The organism is Maribacter sp. 6B07, from assembly GCF_002700155.1.
GTDB lineage: Bacteria > Bacteroidota > Bacteroidia > Flavobacteriales > Flavobacteriaceae > Maribacter > Maribacter dokdonensis.
The window spans coordinates 157,460-177,858 of the sequence record NZ_PDUT01000004.1 but is presented as its reverse complement, the minus strand read 5'-3'; the positions used below and the strand labels follow the sequence as shown (position 1 = coordinate 177,858).

At 36.7% G+C, this 20,399-nt stretch carries 15 protein-coding genes; all 15 read right to left on the bottom strand.

Going from position 1 to position 20,399, the window contains the following annotated elements:
* Positions 1-107 precede the first annotated feature (107 nt).
* Positions 108-2,237 carry a catalase gene (locus CSC80_RS14815; RefSeq protein ID WP_099192848.1) on the bottom strand — a complete coding sequence of 710 codons (2,130 nt, stop codon included), beginning with the start codon at positions 2,235-2,237 and terminating at the stop codon, positions 108-110.
* Between the two features lie 279 nt (positions 2,238-2,516).
* Positions 2,517-3,254 carry a LytTR family DNA-binding domain-containing protein gene (locus tag CSC80_RS14810; RefSeq protein WP_198033496.1) on the bottom strand — a complete coding sequence of 246 codons (738 nt, stop codon included), beginning with the start codon at positions 3,252-3,254 and terminating at the stop codon, positions 2,517-2,519.
* A 1-nt stretch (position 3,255) separates the two neighbouring features.
* Positions 3,256-4,290 (bottom strand): histidine kinase, encoded by a 1,035-nt coding sequence (locus tag CSC80_RS14805; RefSeq protein WP_071342232.1) that lies wholly within the window; start codon positions 4,288-4,290, stop codon positions 3,256-3,258.
* A 6-nt stretch (positions 4,291-4,296) separates the two neighbouring features.
* Positions 4,297-5,517 (bottom strand): ABC transporter permease, encoded by a 1,221-nt coding sequence (locus CSC80_RS14800; RefSeq protein WP_099192846.1) that lies wholly within the window; start codon positions 5,515-5,517, stop codon positions 4,297-4,299.
* A 2-nt stretch (positions 5,518-5,519) separates the two neighbouring features.
* Positions 5,520-6,263, bottom strand: a complete 744-nt coding sequence (locus CSC80_RS14795) for an ABC transporter ATP-binding protein (RefSeq protein ID WP_099192844.1) — start codon at positions 6,261-6,263, stop codon at positions 5,520-5,522.
* Positions 6,264-6,268: 5 nt separating this feature from the next.
* The gene (locus CSC80_RS14790; RefSeq protein ID WP_099192842.1) at positions 6,269-7,486 is read right to left on the bottom strand and encodes an efflux RND transporter periplasmic adaptor subunit; all 1,218 of its coding nucleotides are present in this window, start codon (positions 7,484-7,486) and stop codon (positions 6,269-6,271) included.
* A gap of 5 nt (positions 7,487-7,491) precedes the next feature.
* The gene (locus CSC80_RS14785; protein ID WP_099192840.1) at positions 7,492-8,823 is read right to left on the bottom strand and encodes a TolC family protein; all 1,332 of its coding nucleotides are present in this window, start codon (positions 8,821-8,823) and stop codon (positions 7,492-7,494) included.
* A gap of 158 nt (positions 8,824-8,981) precedes the next feature.
* Positions 8,982-11,978, bottom strand: coding sequence for a hypothetical protein (locus tag CSC80_RS14780; RefSeq protein ID WP_099192838.1), 2,997 nt, complete (start codon positions 11,976-11,978; stop codon positions 8,982-8,984).
* A gap of 169 nt (positions 11,979-12,147) precedes the next feature.
* The gene (locus CSC80_RS14775; protein ID WP_099192836.1) at positions 12,148-12,999 is read right to left on the bottom strand and encodes a hypothetical protein; all 852 of its coding nucleotides are present in this window, start codon (positions 12,997-12,999) and stop codon (positions 12,148-12,150) included.
* A 23-nt stretch (positions 13,000-13,022) separates the two neighbouring features.
* A complete protein-coding gene (locus tag CSC80_RS14770; protein WP_099192834.1) occupies positions 13,023-13,856 on the bottom strand; it encodes a DUF2490 domain-containing protein in 834 nt (277 codons plus the stop codon).
* A gap of 3 nt (positions 13,857-13,859) precedes the next feature.
* Positions 13,860-15,746: a hypothetical protein gene (locus CSC80_RS14765; protein WP_143751760.1), complete on the bottom strand. Its 1,887-nt coding sequence runs from the start codon at positions 15,744-15,746 to the stop codon at positions 13,860-13,862.
* A gap of 282 nt (positions 15,747-16,028) precedes the next feature.
* Positions 16,029-16,964 (bottom strand): YwqG family protein, encoded by a 936-nt coding sequence (locus tag CSC80_RS14760; protein ID WP_099192830.1) that lies wholly within the window; start codon positions 16,962-16,964, stop codon positions 16,029-16,031.
* 37 nt (positions 16,965-17,001) lie between these two features.
* On the bottom strand, positions 17,002-18,552 hold the full coding sequence (locus CSC80_RS14755; RefSeq protein WP_099192829.1) for an SDR family oxidoreductase: 1,551 nt from the start codon (positions 18,550-18,552) through the stop codon (positions 17,002-17,004).
* Positions 18,553-18,589: 37 nt separating this feature from the next.
* The gene (locus CSC80_RS14750) at positions 18,590-19,891 is read right to left on the bottom strand and encodes a DEAD/DEAH box helicase (RefSeq protein ID WP_099192827.1); all 1,302 of its coding nucleotides are present in this window, start codon (positions 19,889-19,891) and stop codon (positions 18,590-18,592) included.
* 27 nt (positions 19,892-19,918) lie between these two features.
* Positions 19,919-20,365, bottom strand: a complete 447-nt coding sequence (locus CSC80_RS14745) for a KTSC domain-containing protein (RefSeq protein ID WP_058102736.1) — start codon at positions 20,363-20,365, stop codon at positions 19,919-19,921.
* Positions 20,366-20,399 lie beyond the last annotated feature (34 nt).

Here is a 20,399-nt window from a genome sequence, read left to right as displayed (position 1 = left end):
CTTGAATTTAAATGTTTGTTTCCTTTGAATGCCTCATGGGCTTGCCCTGAGGGGTTTTAATTATTTAGATTAAAAGCTCGGTGCAAATTGCCCCGAGCATTTTTTATTTATACAGGAACTTTATCAGAATGTTCCCTTCTATCCCAGTTTCTATGTTTGGCAATACTTTTAATGAACTTATCTGTTGAGTCGTTGATATGTACGGCGCCATCTTCTTTAAAGTTAGCTACGAACGTATGATCTAATACATTTTCACCTTCCTTATCTGCTGCAATTGCCTTGCAATATTTGAAAGTTTCATTAATGAATTTTATATATTTTCCATTTTCAATAATGGTGCTAACGGACTTTTCACCACCAGGAATGTAAATGGCATCAAAAAGAACACTTTCTGTTGTTGCAATTGCTGCATCTACTTTATGTTCCTTTCCTTTATCACATTTAATGGTGCCACCATGTGGAGCAACAATTTTTAACATAGCACCTTCTTTTTCCAATGCTTCTTTAATTGGAGAATAATCGCTCATGCTAAAACCATCTGCGGCTAAAATCGCAATTTGTCTTGTGGCAATGCTATCGAATTTGGTGTGCGCCATGCTAAGGGCTTTAGATTTTTCTAAATAGATTTTCTTTTTTCCTGGTTGGTGCTTTTTCACATCGGCATCAGCACCAATTGCTTGATTTATTGGTTGCTCTATTTCTTTTGGAATATCCATTCCCAGTCCTTCCCCTACCTTATTGGCAAGATCCGTATCTATTTGTGCTATCAACCATAACATACGTTCTTTAATATGTTCATGGTTACATTTGCCCAACTCAAAAGTATATGCAGCTGCAACATGTTCTTTTTCCCAATCTGCCAAACTTCTATAAAATAGCGCTGGTTGAGAAAAATGATCGCTAAAGCTTTCGCTACGTGTTCTTATTTTTTTGGCATCTATACGTTCTTCATATGAATGAAATGCTCCCTCTGCCATTTTGGATAAATGAGGACAACCACCACTTAAACTGTTTGGAAAATAAGCTGTTTGTCCTTTTGGAATTTCCATTTGCATGTGGGCATCACGTTGATTGTTATGTGTGTCCGCTACAGGTCTGTTAATGGGAATTTGATGAAAATTTGGGCTACCTAATCGGGATAATTGTGTGTCTCTATATGAGAATAATCGCCCCTGTAATAATGGATCGTTTGTAAAATCGATTCCCGGTACTATATGTCCAGGTAGAAAAGCCACTTGTTCCGTTTCTGCGAAAAAGTTATCAGGATTTCTGTTTAAGGTCATTTTACCAATAATTTTTACCGGTACCATTTCCTCTGGTATCAATTTAGTGGGGTCTAAAAGGTCAAAGTCATATTTATGCTCATCTGCTTCAGGAATAATTTGTAGACCTAATTCCCATTCAGGGTACTGCCCTGCTTCAATGGCATCCCATAAATCCCTTCTATGAAAATCTGGATCGGCACCGTTAATCTTTACGGCTTCTTCCCATGTTACAGAATGCACCCCTAGCGTTGGTTTCCAATGAAATTTCACAAAATGCGCCTCCCCTTTGTCATTGATCAATCTAAAGGTATGAATACCGAACCCTTCCATCATTCGCAAGCTTCTAGGAATAGCTCTATCGCTCATTGCCCAAATATGATTGTGTAAAGTTTCTGTAGTGAGTGAGACAAAATCGTAGAATGTATCATGAGCAGATGCAGCTTGTGGAATCTCTTTATTAGGCTCTGGTTTAACCGAATGTATTAAATCGGGAAACTTCATGGCATCTTGAATAAAGAATATAGGCATGTTGTTTCCAACAAGGTCCCACGTGCCCTCTTGTGTATAGAATTTTACGGCAAACCCTCTTACATCTCTGGCTAAATCAGGTGATCCCTTGGATCCAGCAACTGTAGAAAAACGTACAAATACGGGTGTTTTACGTTTAGTATCCGTAAAAATACCCGCTTTACTATACTCTTCTATACTTTCATATAATTCAAAATAACCATGTGCAGCACTACCGCGGGCATGTACAATTCGCTCCGGTATACGCTCATGGTCAAAACTTGTAATTTTCTCTCGTAAAAGAAAATCTTCTAACAAGGTTGATCCTCGTTCGCCTGACTTTAGACTGTTATTGGTATCGTTGACTTTAAGCCCTTGATTTGTAGTAAGGGGCTTACCTGTCATATCTTTTTTGAAATTTTCTAATTCCTTAATTTTAGAAGTCTCCTTATTATCTTTTTCCATGGGATAGTGTGTTTTGTTAAGAGCGCTAAAATTATTGCTAACCTATTGTAATTATTAGCTGTGAAAAATTTAAAATGGGCTCAAACCAAAACATACCATATGACCGACTAATATGGATGTAGTAAAAATCAATTATCAAACGGCACTTTTAATCACTGTTCATTTAAGAGTAGGCAAGCGAAAACATACCCCCAATTAGAAGGAAGAGAAAAGGGAACGTATTGTGGAGATTATAAATTTGATAAACTCAATGTAATTAAAAGCAAAAAATCTATTGCTTTAAGAATTCAAGGAGTTATTGTTGATATATTCTAAAAACTTAGGTTTGTACTGTTCCGATACTGTAATACGTTGTTTGTTAATGATAATTTGGCTACGCTCTATTACTTCAACATATTTAAGGGCAACTATAAAAGATCTATGAACCCGCATAAATTGGGAAGATGGTAAATCTTCTTCTAGACTTTTAAGACTCATTAAAGTAAGTATAGGCTTAGGATTATCTTTTAGCCATATTTTAATATAATCTTTTAACCCTTCAAAATAAAGTACGTCCGCTAGTTTAATACGCAGTTGTTTATATTCTGATTTTACAAATAGAAATTCCTTTGCTTCAGAAACTTTAGTAGTAGTTGTCTTTCCTTTGACCAAAGTAAACCAATCTAAAGCTTTGTTCGCAGCGGTCAAAAACTCGGCATAGTCAAAAGGTTTCAATAAATAATCCAAGGCCTCAACTTTAAACCCTTCCAAGGCATATTGATCAAAAGCTGTTGTGAAAATGACCCTAGTTTCTTTTGAAAGCATTTTGGAGAATTCCAGTCCCGTTAAATCGGGCATTTGAATATCTAAAAAAAGTAAATCTACCTTTTCCGTATTCAAAAATTGCATGGCCTCAATTGCGCTATTGCATTTCTTTTTAAGGGTTAAATAAGGTGTTTTATCAACATAACTTTCCACAAGATTAACCGCCATAGGTTCATCGTCAACAATCATGCAAGTAATTTCAATTGCTTCCATTTTACGTTATAATTTTTAGGTACACCGAATAAATACCATCTTTGATTTCCTGAACAAACTCATGTTTATTTGGGTATAGCAAATGTAACCTCTTTTCCAAGTTAGGTAGCCCAATACCGGAACCACTTTTATCAGTTTCCTCTTTTGGAAAGTTATAATTTTCTATTTGAAAAATTACACTGCTATCTTGCGTAATCATATCTATTGAAATGACACTTTCTTTATTTGCAGAAACCCCATGTTTAAAAGCGTTCTCTATTAGAGAAATAAATAACAAAGGAGCTATATTTATTTGTGGTTCACTTATAGGGAAACTAGATTCCACTGTTGTCTTATCGGTCAACCGTAATTTCATTAATTCAATATACTTTCTCATGAATTCTATTTCTTTAGAAAGTGGTACCATCTCGGTATTGGTTTCATAAAGTAGGTAGCGCATAAGCTTACCTAAACTATGAATGGTAGACTTGGCTTTATCAGGAGAAATATCTACTAATGAATAGATGTTGTTCAATGAATTAAAGAAAAAATGCGGCTGTAATTGGTATCGCAAGTGCTGTAACTCTGTCTGTAACTTAAAATTATCCGCTTCTTTACGTTCCGCCTCTGTTCTTACCCATCTTTTAGTGGTCTTAATGGCAATAGAAAAAAGTAGCGGTGCCGCATAAGTCAACATTTGTATATAGATGAACAATTTAAATGGTGGACCTACTCTTTCATTTTCCGGCGGACGATTCTTTATAAGCATACTGAAAAAGTTATCTTCAATAAACTCTTTCGCCAACATAAAAAATCCAATGATAATAATATTAAGAACTACGAAAATCAGTGTTTTTTTTGCAAATAGAAACTTATCGATCAGAATAAAAAAATTGAGATAAAATATGATTGCATAGAACAATACAGGTATTAGAAAATGGGCAATAAGTCTGCCAGTTTCTAAATTTTGCCCGTACGATAACGCAAAGGGTATACTGAACAGCACCAACCAAATGAGAAGGTGCTGGGCAATTATAATATTTTTATTCTTATACATAACTTATTATTCGTAGCGTAATGCTGTAATCGGGTCTAAAGCAGAAGCCTTTCTTGCCGGGTACCAACCAAAGAAAATACCGGTAACTGCACAAACGGCAAATGATATTATTATGGAATACATAGCAACACTCGTGGGCCAATGTAAGAACTTTTCTATAAAAACAGTAGCTCCAAGGCCTAAGATTACACCAATGATTCCTCCAGTAATACTAATTAATACAGCTTCTATTAAAAATTGCATAAGAATATCCGATCCTTTGCCACCTACTGCCATACGAAGTCCAATTTCCTTGGTTCTTTCTTTCACGGAAACATACATGATATTCATAATACCAATACCACCGATCAATAACGATATACTTGCTACTGCCACTAATAATACCGTAAGCATTTCACTGGTGGAGCTAAAAGTAGATATCAATTCTTCCATGGAACGGACGGAAAAATCATCATCTTCATTATCCATTAATTTGTGTTCGTTACGAAGAATATCCGTTACCTCTATCACCGCATCGGGTGCATCATCTTCACTAATTGCCGATGCCATAATCTGATTCAGATAATCTATTGCCAAAATTCTTTTTTGTACCGTGGTGTATGGGGCTATAACAACATCATCTTGGTCTTGCCCAAAAGTATTTTCACCTTTTTCCTCTAAAACACCAATAACTTTGAACGGTATATTATCAAAACGTATCATTTGCCCAACGGGATCTTGACCATCTGGAAAAACATTGTCAACTACGGTTTGCCCCAGCACCACAACCTTTGAAGCTGATTTCACTTCCGCATCCGTAAACATGCTTCCGCTTTGTAACCCCACCACTTTAATGTCCAAATATTCTGGGTTTACACCATAAATGGTACTTGGCCAGTTGTTAGCGCCACTAATGACTTGTCCGCCACCGTTCACTACGGGAGTAATGTAACTTAATAATGTAGATTTCTCTTTTATGACATCATAATTTTTAAGTGTTAAGGTCTGTACATCTCCTCCACTACCCCTTGCTGGTCCCCTATCATCTGTTCCAGGGCGTATAGTTATCATGTTGGATCCCATACTAGAAATAGTGCTTCTAATACTTTCTTTTGAGCCCTCACCAATAGCGAGCATGGCAATTACGGATGCTACACCTATAATAATACCCAACATGGTAAGTAAAGTTCTAACTTTGTTTAGAACAATAGCTTTATATGCGATTTTAAGTAGATTTAATATTCTCATAATCAATGATCTTGTTGTGGTAGTTTAGCCAGTTCGGCAGCAGCTGATTGAATGTTGTTATTCTTGTAATCCTGAATAGTATTTCCATCTTTCAAAACAATGGTTCTATTGCTAAAGGTCGCAATATCGGGTTCATGGGTAACAAAGGTTATTGTAATGCCTTGGCTGTTCAGGTCTTGGAATAAAGACATGATTTCGTAAGACGTTCTAGTATCTAGGTTACCGGTAGCTTCATCTGCCAATATCATAACGGGATTATTTACCAGGGATCTGGCAATGGCAACACGTTGTTGCTGCCCCCCGGAGAGTTGAGATGGTGTGTGATATAGCCTTTCGCCCAGACCGACCATTTGCAGTGCATGTATGGCACGTTCTCTACGCTCTTCATTACTTACGGCGCTATTATAGAGTAGCGGTAACTCAACATTTTCTATGGCAGATGTTCTTGCCAATAAATTATAGGATTGAAAAATGAATCCTATTTTTTCGTTTCTGATAGTCGCTAATTGGTTTCTGCTTAAATCTTTCATGCTCACACCATCAATCTCATATGTTCCTGAGGTGGGTTGATCCAAACAACCTAAAATGTTCAACATAGTACTTTTACCGGAGCCACTGGATCCCATTATGGTAACGAACTCACCTTCTTTTATGGTAAATGAAATACCTCTTAAGGCATGAACGGTTTCATTACCCATGGTAAACTCGCGCTTTAAATCTTGAATTTTTATAATTTCCTTGCTCATGATCTTTATCTTTTACCTCCTGGTGGTTTTGGCATAAACGGACTTTCTTCTGAGTTTCCGGCCGCCGGACCAGCTATTGTGGATTCAGATTTTAAGCTGTACACCAATTTATCACCTTCATTAATACCACTTAAAACTTGTACGTTTACCCCATCACTTGCCCCTAAGGTCACTTCCTTAGGTGAAATAGCGCCATTAGATTCCATCACCCATACCTTTGTAGAGCCTTCATCAGAATTCATAGGTCCACCTTGAGGTCTTTCCATAGCTAAGTTTTCCTGTTCATTATAAGCCATCATTTCAGGTGGCGTGGGTTTAAAATTGATGGCCTTAGCTTCTACCGATAGCACATCTTTTAACTCTAAGGTGTAAATGGAAATCGTAGCCGTAAGTCCGGGTTTTAATCTTAAGTCAGGATTATCCGCTTTTATCACCACGGTATATGTAACTACATTTGAAGTAATGGTTGGGTCTAATCTTACTTGTGTAACCGTGCCTTCAAATTCTTGACCTTGGTATGCATCAACAGTAAAGCTTACACGCTGCCCCTCTTCTACCACTCCTATATCAGCCTCATCAACATCTGCTTCAACTTGCATCTCCTTTAAATCTTGTGCTATGGTAAATAATGTAGGTGTACTATAACTTGCAGCTACCGTTTGTCCTTCTTCAATATCTCTTGAAAGTACAACTCCATCTATTGGTGAGTAAATATTGGCATAACCTAAATTTGTTCTCGCCTGTTGTAAGTCGGATAAACGCTGTGTAACCGTACCTTTTGCAGTTTCATAATTGTAAACGGCATCATCAAAATCAGACTTACTGATGACCTGATTGTCATATAATGTTTTTTGTCTTTCATAAATGGTCTGTAAATAATTACGGTTACTAACTGCGTTGTCATATGATGCTTGAGCTTGCACGGTAGCCGCTTTAAGGTTGGTCTTATCTAATTCGGCAATAAGTTGCCCTTCTTTGACTTCGCTATTGTAATCCACATATATTTTCTCTACCACACCAGATACTTGTGTACCTACATCAACCTGGTTAATGGGTTCTATGGTTCCAGTAGCCGTTACCATAGTGGTTACATCTCCTTTTTTGGCCAAAACGGTTTTTGCCTCAATAGCAGTACTGTCGTCGCCTTTCATAAAACTGTAAGCTACAAGGGCTACGATCACTAATGCAATACCGCCTATTATGATTTTATTTTTATTTTTCATTTTGATTAAAGTTTAATTTCGTTTCCTTGATAGAATTGTAATAATTGATGGTATAGAATGTTTAGATATTTTGATTGTAGGTAATTCTGTTGGGCATTGGTGTAAGTGTTTTGACTAATTACAAGATCCGTAGTACTTAAATCTCCCAACTCGTATTTCTTCTGTGCAAGATTATAAGATTGTTCAGCGGCTTGTTGTGATGCCTCTGCGGCTACCAATTGTTCTTGGGAAGAAAGTGCGTTTTGGTAAGCGGTTTCCACCTTTTTAATGACCTCTTTTTCTACCGTTTGCTTTTGTATTTCAGCTTTTTCAATATTAAAAGTTGCCGTCTGTACAGCAGACTTTGTCTGGTTTCTATTAAAAATTGGAATATTTAAGCTTAAGCCCAATCTTTGGTTGAAGTTGACATCCAATTGATCATAGAAAGTATTGTCGCTAATACTGGTATATCCGGAACCAAGACTCCCTGTTAACGATAATGTAGGTAAGTAACCACCTTTGGCGATTTCCAACTCTTTTTCGTTGATCAGAATATTGGTGTTACTGGCTTCTACTTCTGGCAGGTATGAAAGCGCATTGGTATAAATAGCTTCTCTATTTAATTCAAGGTGAAGTAAATCTTGATTTTCATCAACTGTTTCAATTTCTAAGTCCTCTAAAGGGGATAGCTCCAGCAATTGCTTTAGATCAATGATATTAAGCTCGTAATCATTTTTTGCGGCAATAACATTGTATTTGTTGGTTGCTGCCTGACTTTGCGCCTCGGTATAATCACTTAAGGCAATAGTACCCGCATCTAATCTAGATTTAGCCCTTAGCACTTCTTTTTCAGATGCATCTAAATTATTCTCGGCAATGGTAATACCTTCCTTACTGAATAAGGTTTGTAAGTATGATTCAAGAATACTGATAACAATGTTGTTTTTTGCTTCTTGCGCCAATAAGCTATTCTGTTCTATTAAAAGCTTATTCTGTTTTACTTGATTGGTTAACTGATTCCCTTGAAAAAGTGTTACAGAACTATTGATACCTAAATTGGTACTATGGATCTGATCTGAAACATAGTCGCTGGTAATAGGGTCTATAGATGTACCGCTAGAAAAATTTTGAGAAGCACTACCAAAAAGATTAGGAAGTTTTGCTGATTTTGCTGCGCTATAATCTACCTCAGAAATGCTTGTGTTCAATTCAGCATCTTTTACGGTAATATTGTTTTCAATGGCATATTCAATACAGTCTTCTAAAGACCATATTTTTGATGAGGAATTTGTTTCAACATCTTGAGTAAAACCAAAGTGAGCAAATAAAATGCTAGCTATGATTATAAATTGTTTCATTTAAGGTGCGTTTTTAATTAACACCTCAAAAGTGAAACTTTATACTTCTTTACTAAAAAGGAATAGAAGTCTACCCTCTTTGTTTATACGGAAAGTAAAATTTTATCGACGAATTTTTTTGGCAATCGCCGAATACTTCAACAATTGCCAATATGTAATTAGTTAAGTTGAGCCTTTTGTTTAACCGCCTGTAATTGTTGTTCTAAATCTTTTAGGCGTTCAACTTCTTCGTTACCGGGTATTTTATCTGCACCCCCAACGATATATGATAAATATGCTATTTGTGGTATTAACATCTGCTGTGGATACGCTCCTTCATCATTCTTAATGGCTTTTAATACGCTCTCTAAAGACTCTTTTCTGTCCCCTTTACTTTTTTTGATTTCAGCCTCTAATTTCGATTGAAATTTTCTGGCTTTGGTCAATAAATCCAATACTTTATTTTCAAAAGCTAAATGCGCTGTAATAATTTTTTCGTCAATACCTTCATCGGCTAATCGTGGGTCCACTAAAATTTCAAATGGCTGCTCGAATGATTTATCATCAACCGTTAATTTTACAGTATAATTACCTGGTGGTACCATAGGTCCATTTTTGTAACTTCTAGAAGCCTTATCACTCCATGCTCCTTTTTGGCGCATATCCCATTGAAATCTGTTAATGCCTTTTTTAGTATTCAACGTATTATCATAATAACTGAAAGACATGCTTAAACTCATATTGTCCACTTCTTCTTTTGAGGATTTTGTTTTAGTGGAATCACTGCAAATAGTAGCGATAGTTTGTTTGCTGGCATCCAATATTTCTAATTGTACATTGTTTTTACCATCTTTTGGTAAGTAGTAATCTATAAGTACCCCAGTTGAAGAATAATCAGGAAATCCTTTTGATCTTCTAGGTGTTCGGTATCTGATTGTATTATCCGGTTGAAATAATACAGGGGTATCTTTTAACGATGATATTGCATTATTTCTTAAAGCGGTGATGTTGTCCAATACCCAAAAGCCGCGGCCCATGGTGCTTAAAACTAAATCGCCTCTATAAATAGTAATATCAGTAATTGGTGTTACGGGCAAGTTCTGTTGAAACGGCTTCCAATCTTTGCCATCATTCATGGATACGAACATTCCATATTCAGTACCTGCAAACAATAGCCCTTCTTGGACAGGGTCTTCGCGTAAAACTTTGCTGGTATAGTCAGACGGAATTCCGTTGGTCAACAACTCCCAAGTTTTACCATAATCTTCGGTTTTATAGAAATATGGAGTAGTATCCCCCAACAAATGTCTGTCAACGGAGATATACGCTTTCGCGGGATTAAATTGAGATGGCTCAATAGATTCCACTCTACCCCCATTTAGCATTTTCTTAGGCGTTACGTTCGTCCAAGTTTGTCCGCCATCTTGCGTTAAAGAAACTACGCCGTCGTTGGAGCCTGTCCAAATCAATCCTTCTTTTATTTTAGATTCCCTAATAGAATATAAAGTGCTGTAATATTCTTCACCTGTGATATCCCTAGTGATCGGGCTCCCCGAGTTTACTTGTTTGTCGGCCTCAAAAGCGGTTAAATCTGGCGAGATGGTTTCCCAAATAACCCCGTCATTTCTGGTCTTATGTACAAACTGTGAGCCCATATAAACAACATCTGGATCATGTGGAGAAACATGAATTGGTGCTACCCTTTGAAATCTATATTTTAGGTCTTTAGGATTGTGCCCATAGATGTTGGATGCTCCAATAGAGTATTCCCTGCCAACTCCCGTAATCTTGTTATAAACACTAAAACGACCTTTACAGTTATTGTAAACAATATTGTGATTACCAGGTTTAGGAATAGTGGGTCCGGTTTCACAACCACCTACATCAATCATTGTCTGCGAGCTTCCTTGTACAGCTGTGGCACTTGGAGCAGAACTAGGTATGGCTATCGTTGTATTATCTTGTTGCGCGCCATAGATCCAATATGGATATTGATCATCCACAGCAACTTGATAGATTTCTGCGGTAGGTTGATTGAATTGAGAAGACCAAGTTTTACCTCCGTTATGAGAAACATTGGCACCGCCGTCATTACATTGTATCAATAAATCTGGATTGTTTGGGTTCAACCAGATATCATGATTGTCACCATGTGGTACGGACATCATTGTCCATGATTTTCCACCATCTGTAGATTTTAAAAGCGGATTGGCATTGGAATAGACAATATCAGGGTTTGTAGGGTCTAGTTCAATATTAGTGTAATAAAAAGGTCTATTTACAAGACCTTTATTGCTTGATGTCTGTACAAAACTTTTACCCTGATCAATAGATTTGTATACTCCGCCCTCATCACCAGGAGCTTCAATTACTGCATACAGAATACTTGAATCAACGGGGGATACGGCTAAATCTATTTTGCCGATCAAACCCTGTGGCAGTCCCTCTTCCAGTTTTATCCAGTCCTTACCTCCATTGACCGATTTATAAATACCGCCTTCTTTATTTTCACCACCAGAGATGATGGTCCACGGAGTTCGTTGTGCTTTCCATGCGGCCGCGTAAACCACATTAGGATTGCCCGGTAACAATTCTAGATCGGCAAATCCTGTAGTATTGGATATATGCAACATTTTTGTCCAAGTAGTTCCACCATCCACTGTTTTGTAAATACCACGTTCTTCATTTGCCTTGAATGCATTACCAATAGCGGCCACCCAAACCACATTACTATTGGTAGGGTCAATTTCTACCGCTCCGATCTGTCCTGCATTTTCAAGTCCTATATGACTCCAGGTTTTACCACCGTCTATAGATTTGTACATGCCTTTACCACTGATGATATTACTTCTTAATCCATCAGAACCTGTACCAACATATACAATATTAGGGTCGTTTAGCGCAACTTCAATGGCACCTATGGAGGGAGTATCGAAAAATCCATCAGATATATTGTTCCAAGTTGTACCGTAATCATCGGTTTTCCATACACCAGCACCAGATGCACCTAGATAGAAGGTACCTGGTAACATGGGTGTACCTGTAACAGTAGTTACACGACCTCCTCTTTGTGGACCAATAGTTCTATATTCCAGTGCAGAAAAGTCTTGGGATAAAAGTGTTGTGGTAAGTAAAATAAACGATACGGAAGTAAGGTAACGAAATAGCGTTTTCATTGTAGTGTACAGATAGGTTGGTTAAAACCTAAAGTTACTTAAACCTAAACGCAAAACATACCGCTAATGTAATTTTTATGATTTTGATAGTATCCAACGGATAAATTGAGATTCATATGGTAAGCATTGGCTATTTTACCCAAAACTATAAAGTGGGCAAATCAGAAACTTATTGTTTCTTTTCTTTTTTGCCAGAATCTTTAAGTTTATCATTTTCCCAGATACCACTGATAACGGAGCCTTCTTTTGAATGAAAAATTCCTTTTCCGTTTCGTTTGTCATCTTTCCATTGACCTTTGTATTTATCTCCATTGGGCCAAAAGTAGGTACCTTCTCCACTACGCATATCATTTTCATAGCTGCCAATGTAATATTCGCCATCTGGCCAGTAAAATGTACCGTATCCTTCACGAGCATTGTCTTTCCATTGCCCTTCATACCTACTGCCCGTTTCCAAAAGGGCAATACCTGAGCCATTGGCCTTGTTGTTTTTTACTTGACCTACATAATGCAATGCAGTTCCCTTCTTTGTGCTAAAACTAAGATATTCACCAAAGGATTTATTGTTCAATTGCTTACGCATATTGTTCAATTGTACACGTGCTTTTTCCAGTGCAAAACTTAAGGAGTCAATACTTCTAATTTCCGTTTGACTAATTGGGTTGACGGCAACGGAATCTTTTAAAAGGTCAGTTTCGGTTATTTCAAGTTTTGCTTTGCTGTCATTCTGCATAAGTTTTTCTGCAAGTGCAATTCTTAAAGGAATAACAGAATTAAGTTCTTCATGATTTTCTAGGGTAGAATTGTATGATGCAATGGCCTTATTATAATCACCTTCAATGAGTACGGAATCAATGGCCATTAACTCTTTATTACCAGTAACCAATACATCTAGTTCTTCTTTTGCCTTGCTACTCTCACCGATTTCATTTTGAAGCGAATTAGATTTAATGCCAAAATAAATTACCAATACAGTAAGTATGGCAAGTAAGCCGTAAAGTGTAATATCCTTTTTCTTCATACTCTTTTAATTGCGGTACCTATCTAGTCCGTTAAATGAATTTCTGGAAGTTTGTTCTTAACCTTTCTAAAATCTGGAGAGAAGTATACATGAAAGCGCATGGCCCAACTATGTTTAAAAAATCCACCATTGGCTAAATCTTGACCTTGGGAATACATGGCACCCGCAGCCACGGTCAACCTAGGTGTTAGTATATATCCTAAGGTAGTTGTAAGTCGTAAATCTTCCATAGGGCTCGCTACTACCGCTTTTCCACTTTGCATGATCAATTCTGCCTCTGGAGCTACGTACAATGTTTTTGGTTTCAACTTATGATTGTTCAATGGAATTTTCATTCTGAACATGTAACGCCATCTATTTCTAAAAATATACTCGCTATTCTCGGCAAAACCTTGGGTCCATCTATGCTCTATACGAATACGGTGATAAATCATCATACTTTCCAAAGCCTGTGCAAATTGATACTGATGCCAAATACGCCATTCGGGCACTAAATTACGATCAGTTGAAGATTCATCGGTATTAAAATTCAATCGGAGCACACCACCTAAACGTACATTGAAATATTTAGAATGTATATACCCTATAGCATGTCTGTTATAGACTTGGGCTACCTGACCTACAAAAGGTGTAGCTTCTGTTTCTTCAAGTCTTAAGTGTGTTTGGGCATCCCAAAACAAGCGTTTGCCAATACGTATGTTTCCGTATGTATTGATCCAGGTTTTAGTAGTGAGGTCCTTATACTTAGAATACTCGGGTAAAACCTCTGGCTCCTCTTCTTGTGAAATAACATGGAATGCTGTTAGAAAGCAAAACAAAAACAACCCTTTTATTATGTATGTACCAAACGATTTCATAGACTATTGCTTTGTGTTTTGTACATTCAACATTTCTAAAATTACTGAAGGGTCCTTTTCTTTTTTCAGTTTACGTTCCAGCTTTTTGGTATCCTTATCCTTTAGCATTATTACCGTATGGTAAGTGGCGTTAATATGCTCATTTAAATTGAAGGTGTTTTCACATGTGAGCGATTGTTCTATTTGCTTTAAGAAATAGGGTTCCAGAATTTTAGTATAAGCAGATGTTATTCTCTTTTTAATGTCTTCATCCATTAAGGTTGCCATAAACGGATTCCAAATACGATCGGTATATGAATCTTGTATGGTACTTTTAAATGTGGGCATTTTGGAGACCGTAACGGATAATTCATTTAAATTCTTTAAACAGGTAAGCGTACTTCTAGCCGCGGTTAATCTGTTTTGGGCAGATTTTACTTTAGAATAATCGTTCAGCGTAGCGCTCGCAAAAGACTTTAATTGACGTAAGGCGGCTAAATAGTTTACAGGAAGGCTGGTTCCCATAGAATCAATGAACATCACTAAAGAATCGTTTTGAACAATAATTTCCTCTTCAAGATTAGCCAGTTCATTCTGTCTTTTTTCTTGAGCAAGGGTTTCTTTTACTTCGTTTGCAATGGCCTGTATACCATCATATCCCATTTTGGCAATGGTTTTAATATAAGAAGTACTAGTAACATCAGAGGAAGGTACAGTTGAAGTAGGTATTGTATACTCTCTTGTAGAGGTGATACTATCCATCTCAATGGCAATGGTCATATTAGGTTTGGGTAAATCCTCTGCAAATACGTGATCCAACAGCTCTTTACGTGAAGTATATTCTAAAATGGATAAAGAATCATAGCGTACCATTTCTTGAATAGGCGTTAAAAAATCCTTCTTTATTTGAAGTACCGTGTTGTATTGATATGCTGTAGTTTCATCTGACAGCTTTAAAATATTCAATTGTGAGTTATGTAGGATGGATTCACTTAATTCCCTCGCTTTTTTATAATATGCCACCGTACTATCAATATCATCTCTTTCTAATGAATCTAATGGGTAATAAGGCACCTTTACCTTAAACTCCGGAAGAAAATCAGATTTACCCAACGCTGATAAAATATCGTCTATTTCTTGATAGCGCAAAGCATTTTGTTTTAATAACTTAGGTAGATTATTTTGATGAAGTGTATTGACATCTTCTTGAGAAAACTGAATATCAAGTGCAGCAATATAGGACGCATCTAAATTTATAGTTTTCGTTTCGCCAGAATAATCTTTAAATGCGGTTATGGTCTTATGTTCATTATCATCATCTACACGTATAGACTGTAACAGACCATCTTTAAAAAACCAGCTTTCAGATTGGTCAATTCCGTTAGTGGGAAATAAAGACCACTCATCATGTGCCACACCATCCCTTAAAAACCTACCAACTAAGGTGTAATCCTCATTATTGATACTGAAATTTTGCTGGGGCACCCCGTCATCAAAAGTAATGACACTTTTAAATAAGGTTTCTGAAATTTCGGAATCTTCGATCTGCTCTTCTAAAATGGTCCACTCACCATTTGGTTTGCCCATCTTTATTTTTCCCGTAGAAGTTTTTTGAACACCGCTTACCAACACACGGTATTGATAATCAATAACTTCAGACTGGCTTTTGGAGTTGAATTCTCCAAATTGAAATTTCCATGGACCATTGGCCGTACCATCCACAAAGCTACCTTTAAATTGAAAAGAGTAATCTTGTTTTTGTAAAAGCTCTTGAAGATTGGAGCGTAACACTAAAAAGTCGCCTTCCAGTACTGTGTCGTTATCAACAATTTTATACGTGTAGGTTGCCTTACCGTTGTATTTGCCAATTTGTAACGGTCCGTTGTAATTTTTGACCTCTTGGGCATTCAACAAATTTGTAATACTGAAACAACAGCATACAATAAATAATAGTAATGGGTTGATAGTTAGCCTAATCATGCCGCAAAAAAACGAAAATAGATTCAGACTAGTAAATTAGAACCGTATGATTTTTAACTTTTTATTAAAAGTTTTTGATCTATTCAGAATGAAGCAATAAAAGCTATAAAAATTACGGAAGTCTCAATAATATTAAGAAAAAGTATGTAAAAAAAAGACCTGAACCATAAATTCCTATCAATGCTAATGTACTGTTTTATCCAAATTTGGATATTAAGTACCCTGAAAAGCCATAATAACGTTATCGAAATTTTTCATTTTTAGATCTTTAGGGTCAATTCCGAAGTAAATAGTAGAACTGCCACCAAACTTATCTAAGTTATTGCCATCAGTTTCAAGTTGTAGAAGTAATTGGTATTTTTTAGATAACTCTAAAATTTTAGACTTTTTAGTATTCCATTCATCTTGTGTAGTAATTTCTAATTCAATTTCTGCAAAACTATATGTTACACTAGATTGAATTGAACGATCATAACCTAATACTTGATGAAAACTATCTATATCTAACTCAGTTAAATGTTGTATATATTCGTAGGTAGAATGATAGAAATCATGAAAACCTTCATAACTATCTTGAAAATTTTTCAAGATAATACTCTCATCATCAGGCAAGGTATACGATTCAAAATATTCAATCTTGGAGGGTTCAAAAATTCCTTCACTGAAGTAATTCAAGGGAAATTCTGTTCTAATTAATTCGTCTGTGTTTTCTTGAAAAATAACTTTATAAGAATTTTTCTTGTTTAGGAAACCTGGCCATTCTTTATCAATATAAATAAAAACATAAATTATTCCGCTATCTGGTAATTCGTTAGAGACATCATAAATATTGATTTCCTCTAAGTTGTATTGAGCACAAAAAGTAAGAAACTCATTGTCCATTTTGGGCCAATTGAAGTTAATGGGTAAATCTGGTTTACCTCCAATTTTTGATGAACCTATATTAATATCCTTATCATCTTTAACTATTGTTTTTACACCCACAGTAGGCTTAATCAATTCACTAAGTTCTATTTTACAGCTATAAGGAACATTAAAATCTGAGTTTAGTATTTCATTTTTGATCTTTGACAAGTTGTCTTGACTGTTACCCATAATGGAATATAAAATAATAACTAAATAAAGGTAGCTGTTATTTCTTTTACTCATTTAAAGACATGTTTTTCAAAAAGATAAAAGTAGTTGTCTACCAATCAATTGGGAAGTAATCCTTTAAAAATTTACCACACCAATGTTTACCTGTATTTATCCCGTCAAATAATGGATCCATAACTCTGGCTGCACCATCAACAATATCTAGCGGAGGCTGAAAATCGTGTACTTCTTGTTTCTTTTTCGCTAATTCCGCTGGATCCTCATCGGTAACCCAGCCGGTATCCACAGCGTTCATAAAAATACCATCTTTTGCAAGTTCGCCAGCTGCGGTATGCGTTAACATATTCAGTGCTGCCTTCGCCATATTGGTATGCGGATGGCGCGATTCCTTAAAGAAACGGTGGAATTTACCTTCCATGGCCGTAACGTTGATAATATGTTTTTGACCGGTATTTTCTTTTTTCATCATTTCAGCCAAACGATTGCACAGTACAAAAGGTGCAACGGAGTTGACCAATTGAACCTCGATCATTTCAGTAGTTTCTATCTCTCCTAATTTTAGTCGCCAACTGTTGGTTTTACGTAAATCTACTTGTTGAAGATCGGCATCTAATTCGCCAGTTGGAAAAACCTCTTGGGCAACCAATGCATTGTCAAAACTATACGGTATTTGTGATAGTTGAGCAGAGGCTCTTAAACCAATACCGGGTTCTGGTCCGTGCCATGTAACCGGCATGTTTTGATTTGGTGATGCTTTTGAGCTGAATGTTTTAAGCTCTTCCAAACAGCTTTCATGGTCGCTTAAAACCATTTGGGCAAATTTTGGTAACGACGAGAATTCACGCTCTTCGTTCTCCATTAAGTGATGGTAGAATCCTGCTGGTCTACGCACTGTTTGCGCAGCATTATTGATCAAGATATCCAGTTTGTCATATTGCTGTTCCACAAAATTACAGAAGATCTCTACACTGGGTATATGGCGCAAGTCTAGACCATGAATTTTAAGTCGGTGCCCCCACTCCATAAAATCTTCCTCTTTGGAAAAACGTAATGCAGAATCTACAGGAAAACGCGTGGTAGCAATGACCGTTGCGCCCCCACGAAGTAACATTAAAGTAATATGATAACCAATTTTTAAACGTGAACCGGTAATCACCGCTACCTGACCTTTAACATTTGCAGTCTGAAATCTTTTGGCATAGTTGAAATCGCCACAATCTGTACACATGGTATCATAAAAATGGTGAAGCTTTGTAAACTCGGCCTTACACACATAACAGTTTCGAGGGGTAGTAAGCTCCGGCAAATCTTTACTGGCCAATTCGGCTGCAGGTAGTAATTTTGGCGCAACAAAGACATGGGCTTCACGCGCACTACGAATTCCGGTTTCTTTACGGGCATGTTTGTCACGAACAGCCTGCTTTCTTTTTTCATTTCGTTTGGCGTCCTTTACCCGTTTAGCAAATTCTTGTTTGCTAGGGCGAGATAATTGACCGGCAGCTTTAATTAAGGCAATACGTCTATCTTCAGGAATTTCAAAAATCTGGTTGGTGTCGTTAACCAAACGATTTAAAATATCAATACAACTTTCAATCTCTTTTAAGTCGATTTCTGTTTCTTTATACTGCTGTTCTTCCTTCATGATACTACCTTAATAAGGGCAAAAATACTAACAATGCTCAAAGTACGGTAATGCGTACTTTCTTCTTTTTTAATCGGGTGTTGTTCAATTTATTCGCAAGTTCTTTTGATAGACTTTTAGGTACGGCAACAAAAGCGCAATCTTGCTTAAGTTCTATATCTCCCAATTGGTCTCTATTTAAGTCGCCTTGCTTAAAGAAAAGTCCCGCAATATCACCTTTGGATATTTTATCTTTTCTTCCGCCAGAAATAAATAAGGTTTCCCAAAACGGATCACCTAATTTTTTTGAGGGATTGATTTTAATTGGGGTCGATGCTTCAATAAACTCGGGTAATTTTTCCTTATCCCATTTTAAAACATAGGCTGTTCCCAATTCATTTACACGCGCAGTTCTACCATTACGGTGGGTAAACTCTTCTATACGATGCGGTAATTCGTAATGAACAATGAATTTTAGTTCGGTAATGTCAATGCCCCTAGCGGCAAGATCAGTTGCCACTAGAATTCTGCTACTGCCATTTCTGAATTTAATAAGCGCACGTTCGCGATCACGTTGTTCCATACCACCAGAAAAGCATTCGTGCAAAATACCTTGTTCGCTTAAAAAAACGCTTACACTTTCAATACTGTCCTTGTAATTACAGAAAATAATGCCAGGTTCTTCTCCAATAAATTCAAGTAACTGAACCAAAGTGTTTAGTTTGTCTTTTTCTTTGGAAGCAACAGTACAAATGGTTAACTGTGATGGAATTTCTTTTTTTAGAAAATTAATTCTTCTTGGGTTTTCCATACCCACAAATTTTGGGATTTTAACGCCCTCGGTCGCAGAGGTAAGAATGCGCTTTTTAAGGTTTGGCAATTCTAGCAAAATTTCTGTCATTTGCTCTTCAAAACCAACTTCGAGCGATTTATCAAACTCATCAAGTACAAGCGTTTTAATATGGTCTTTGGTGAAACGATCTGCCATAAAATGATCTAAAATTCTACCAGGTGTGCCAATTAAAATGGCAGGTGTATGTTTTAGTTCAATCTTGTCCTTGGACATTGCCCTACCGCCATAAATGGCATTTACCTTAAAACCGGTACCCATACCACGCAGCACTTGCTCTATTTGTATGGCCAGCTCACGAGAGGGCACTAAAATGAGCACTTGCACTTCAGGATTGTTTGGATCCAAAAGGTCTAGGACCGGTAATAGAAACGCCAAGGTTTTACCAGTACCCGTGGGTGAAAGTAATATGGTGTTGTCTGACGAAGAAATGGTTTCTAACGCCAATTCTTGCATAGGGTTTAGCGCATTGATATTCAATTTTGATAAAATATCCTTTTGATTTTTCATGCGTTATAACCCTTTAAAAATATGATATTATGCTTCTTGAAGATCTCGTTTAGATTTTCTGTATAAGTAATTTGGAAAAATACTTCTTTTGGCAAATCTGTTTAATTTGTTGGCATTGATCATCTTTTGGAAGATAGGTTTTGTAACTCCAAAATATTCGTAAGTAGCACCATCAACAAAAGTAACTTCTAAAACAAGACCGTTATGTTGAAAATCTGCAATGCCAGAAGTAATACTTTCTTCGTAAGCTTCTTTATTGGCTTCTTTGGTTTCTGGAGCAATACTTACTAGAAAATGGTAGCCGTCAATAATTCTACGACTTTGCACTTCTGCCTCTTCCCTCTTTTCATCACCCTCTTGAAATTTATCTGGATGCCATTCTTTAACCAAGTTTCTGTACTTGGTTTTTAAGGCTTTAAGTTCAATTTCCTTCTCTACCCCAAAAAGTTTTTTGTATTCGTTGATACGTTTCATAACATAGCTTTTTTGCGGCTGCGAAACTACGTCT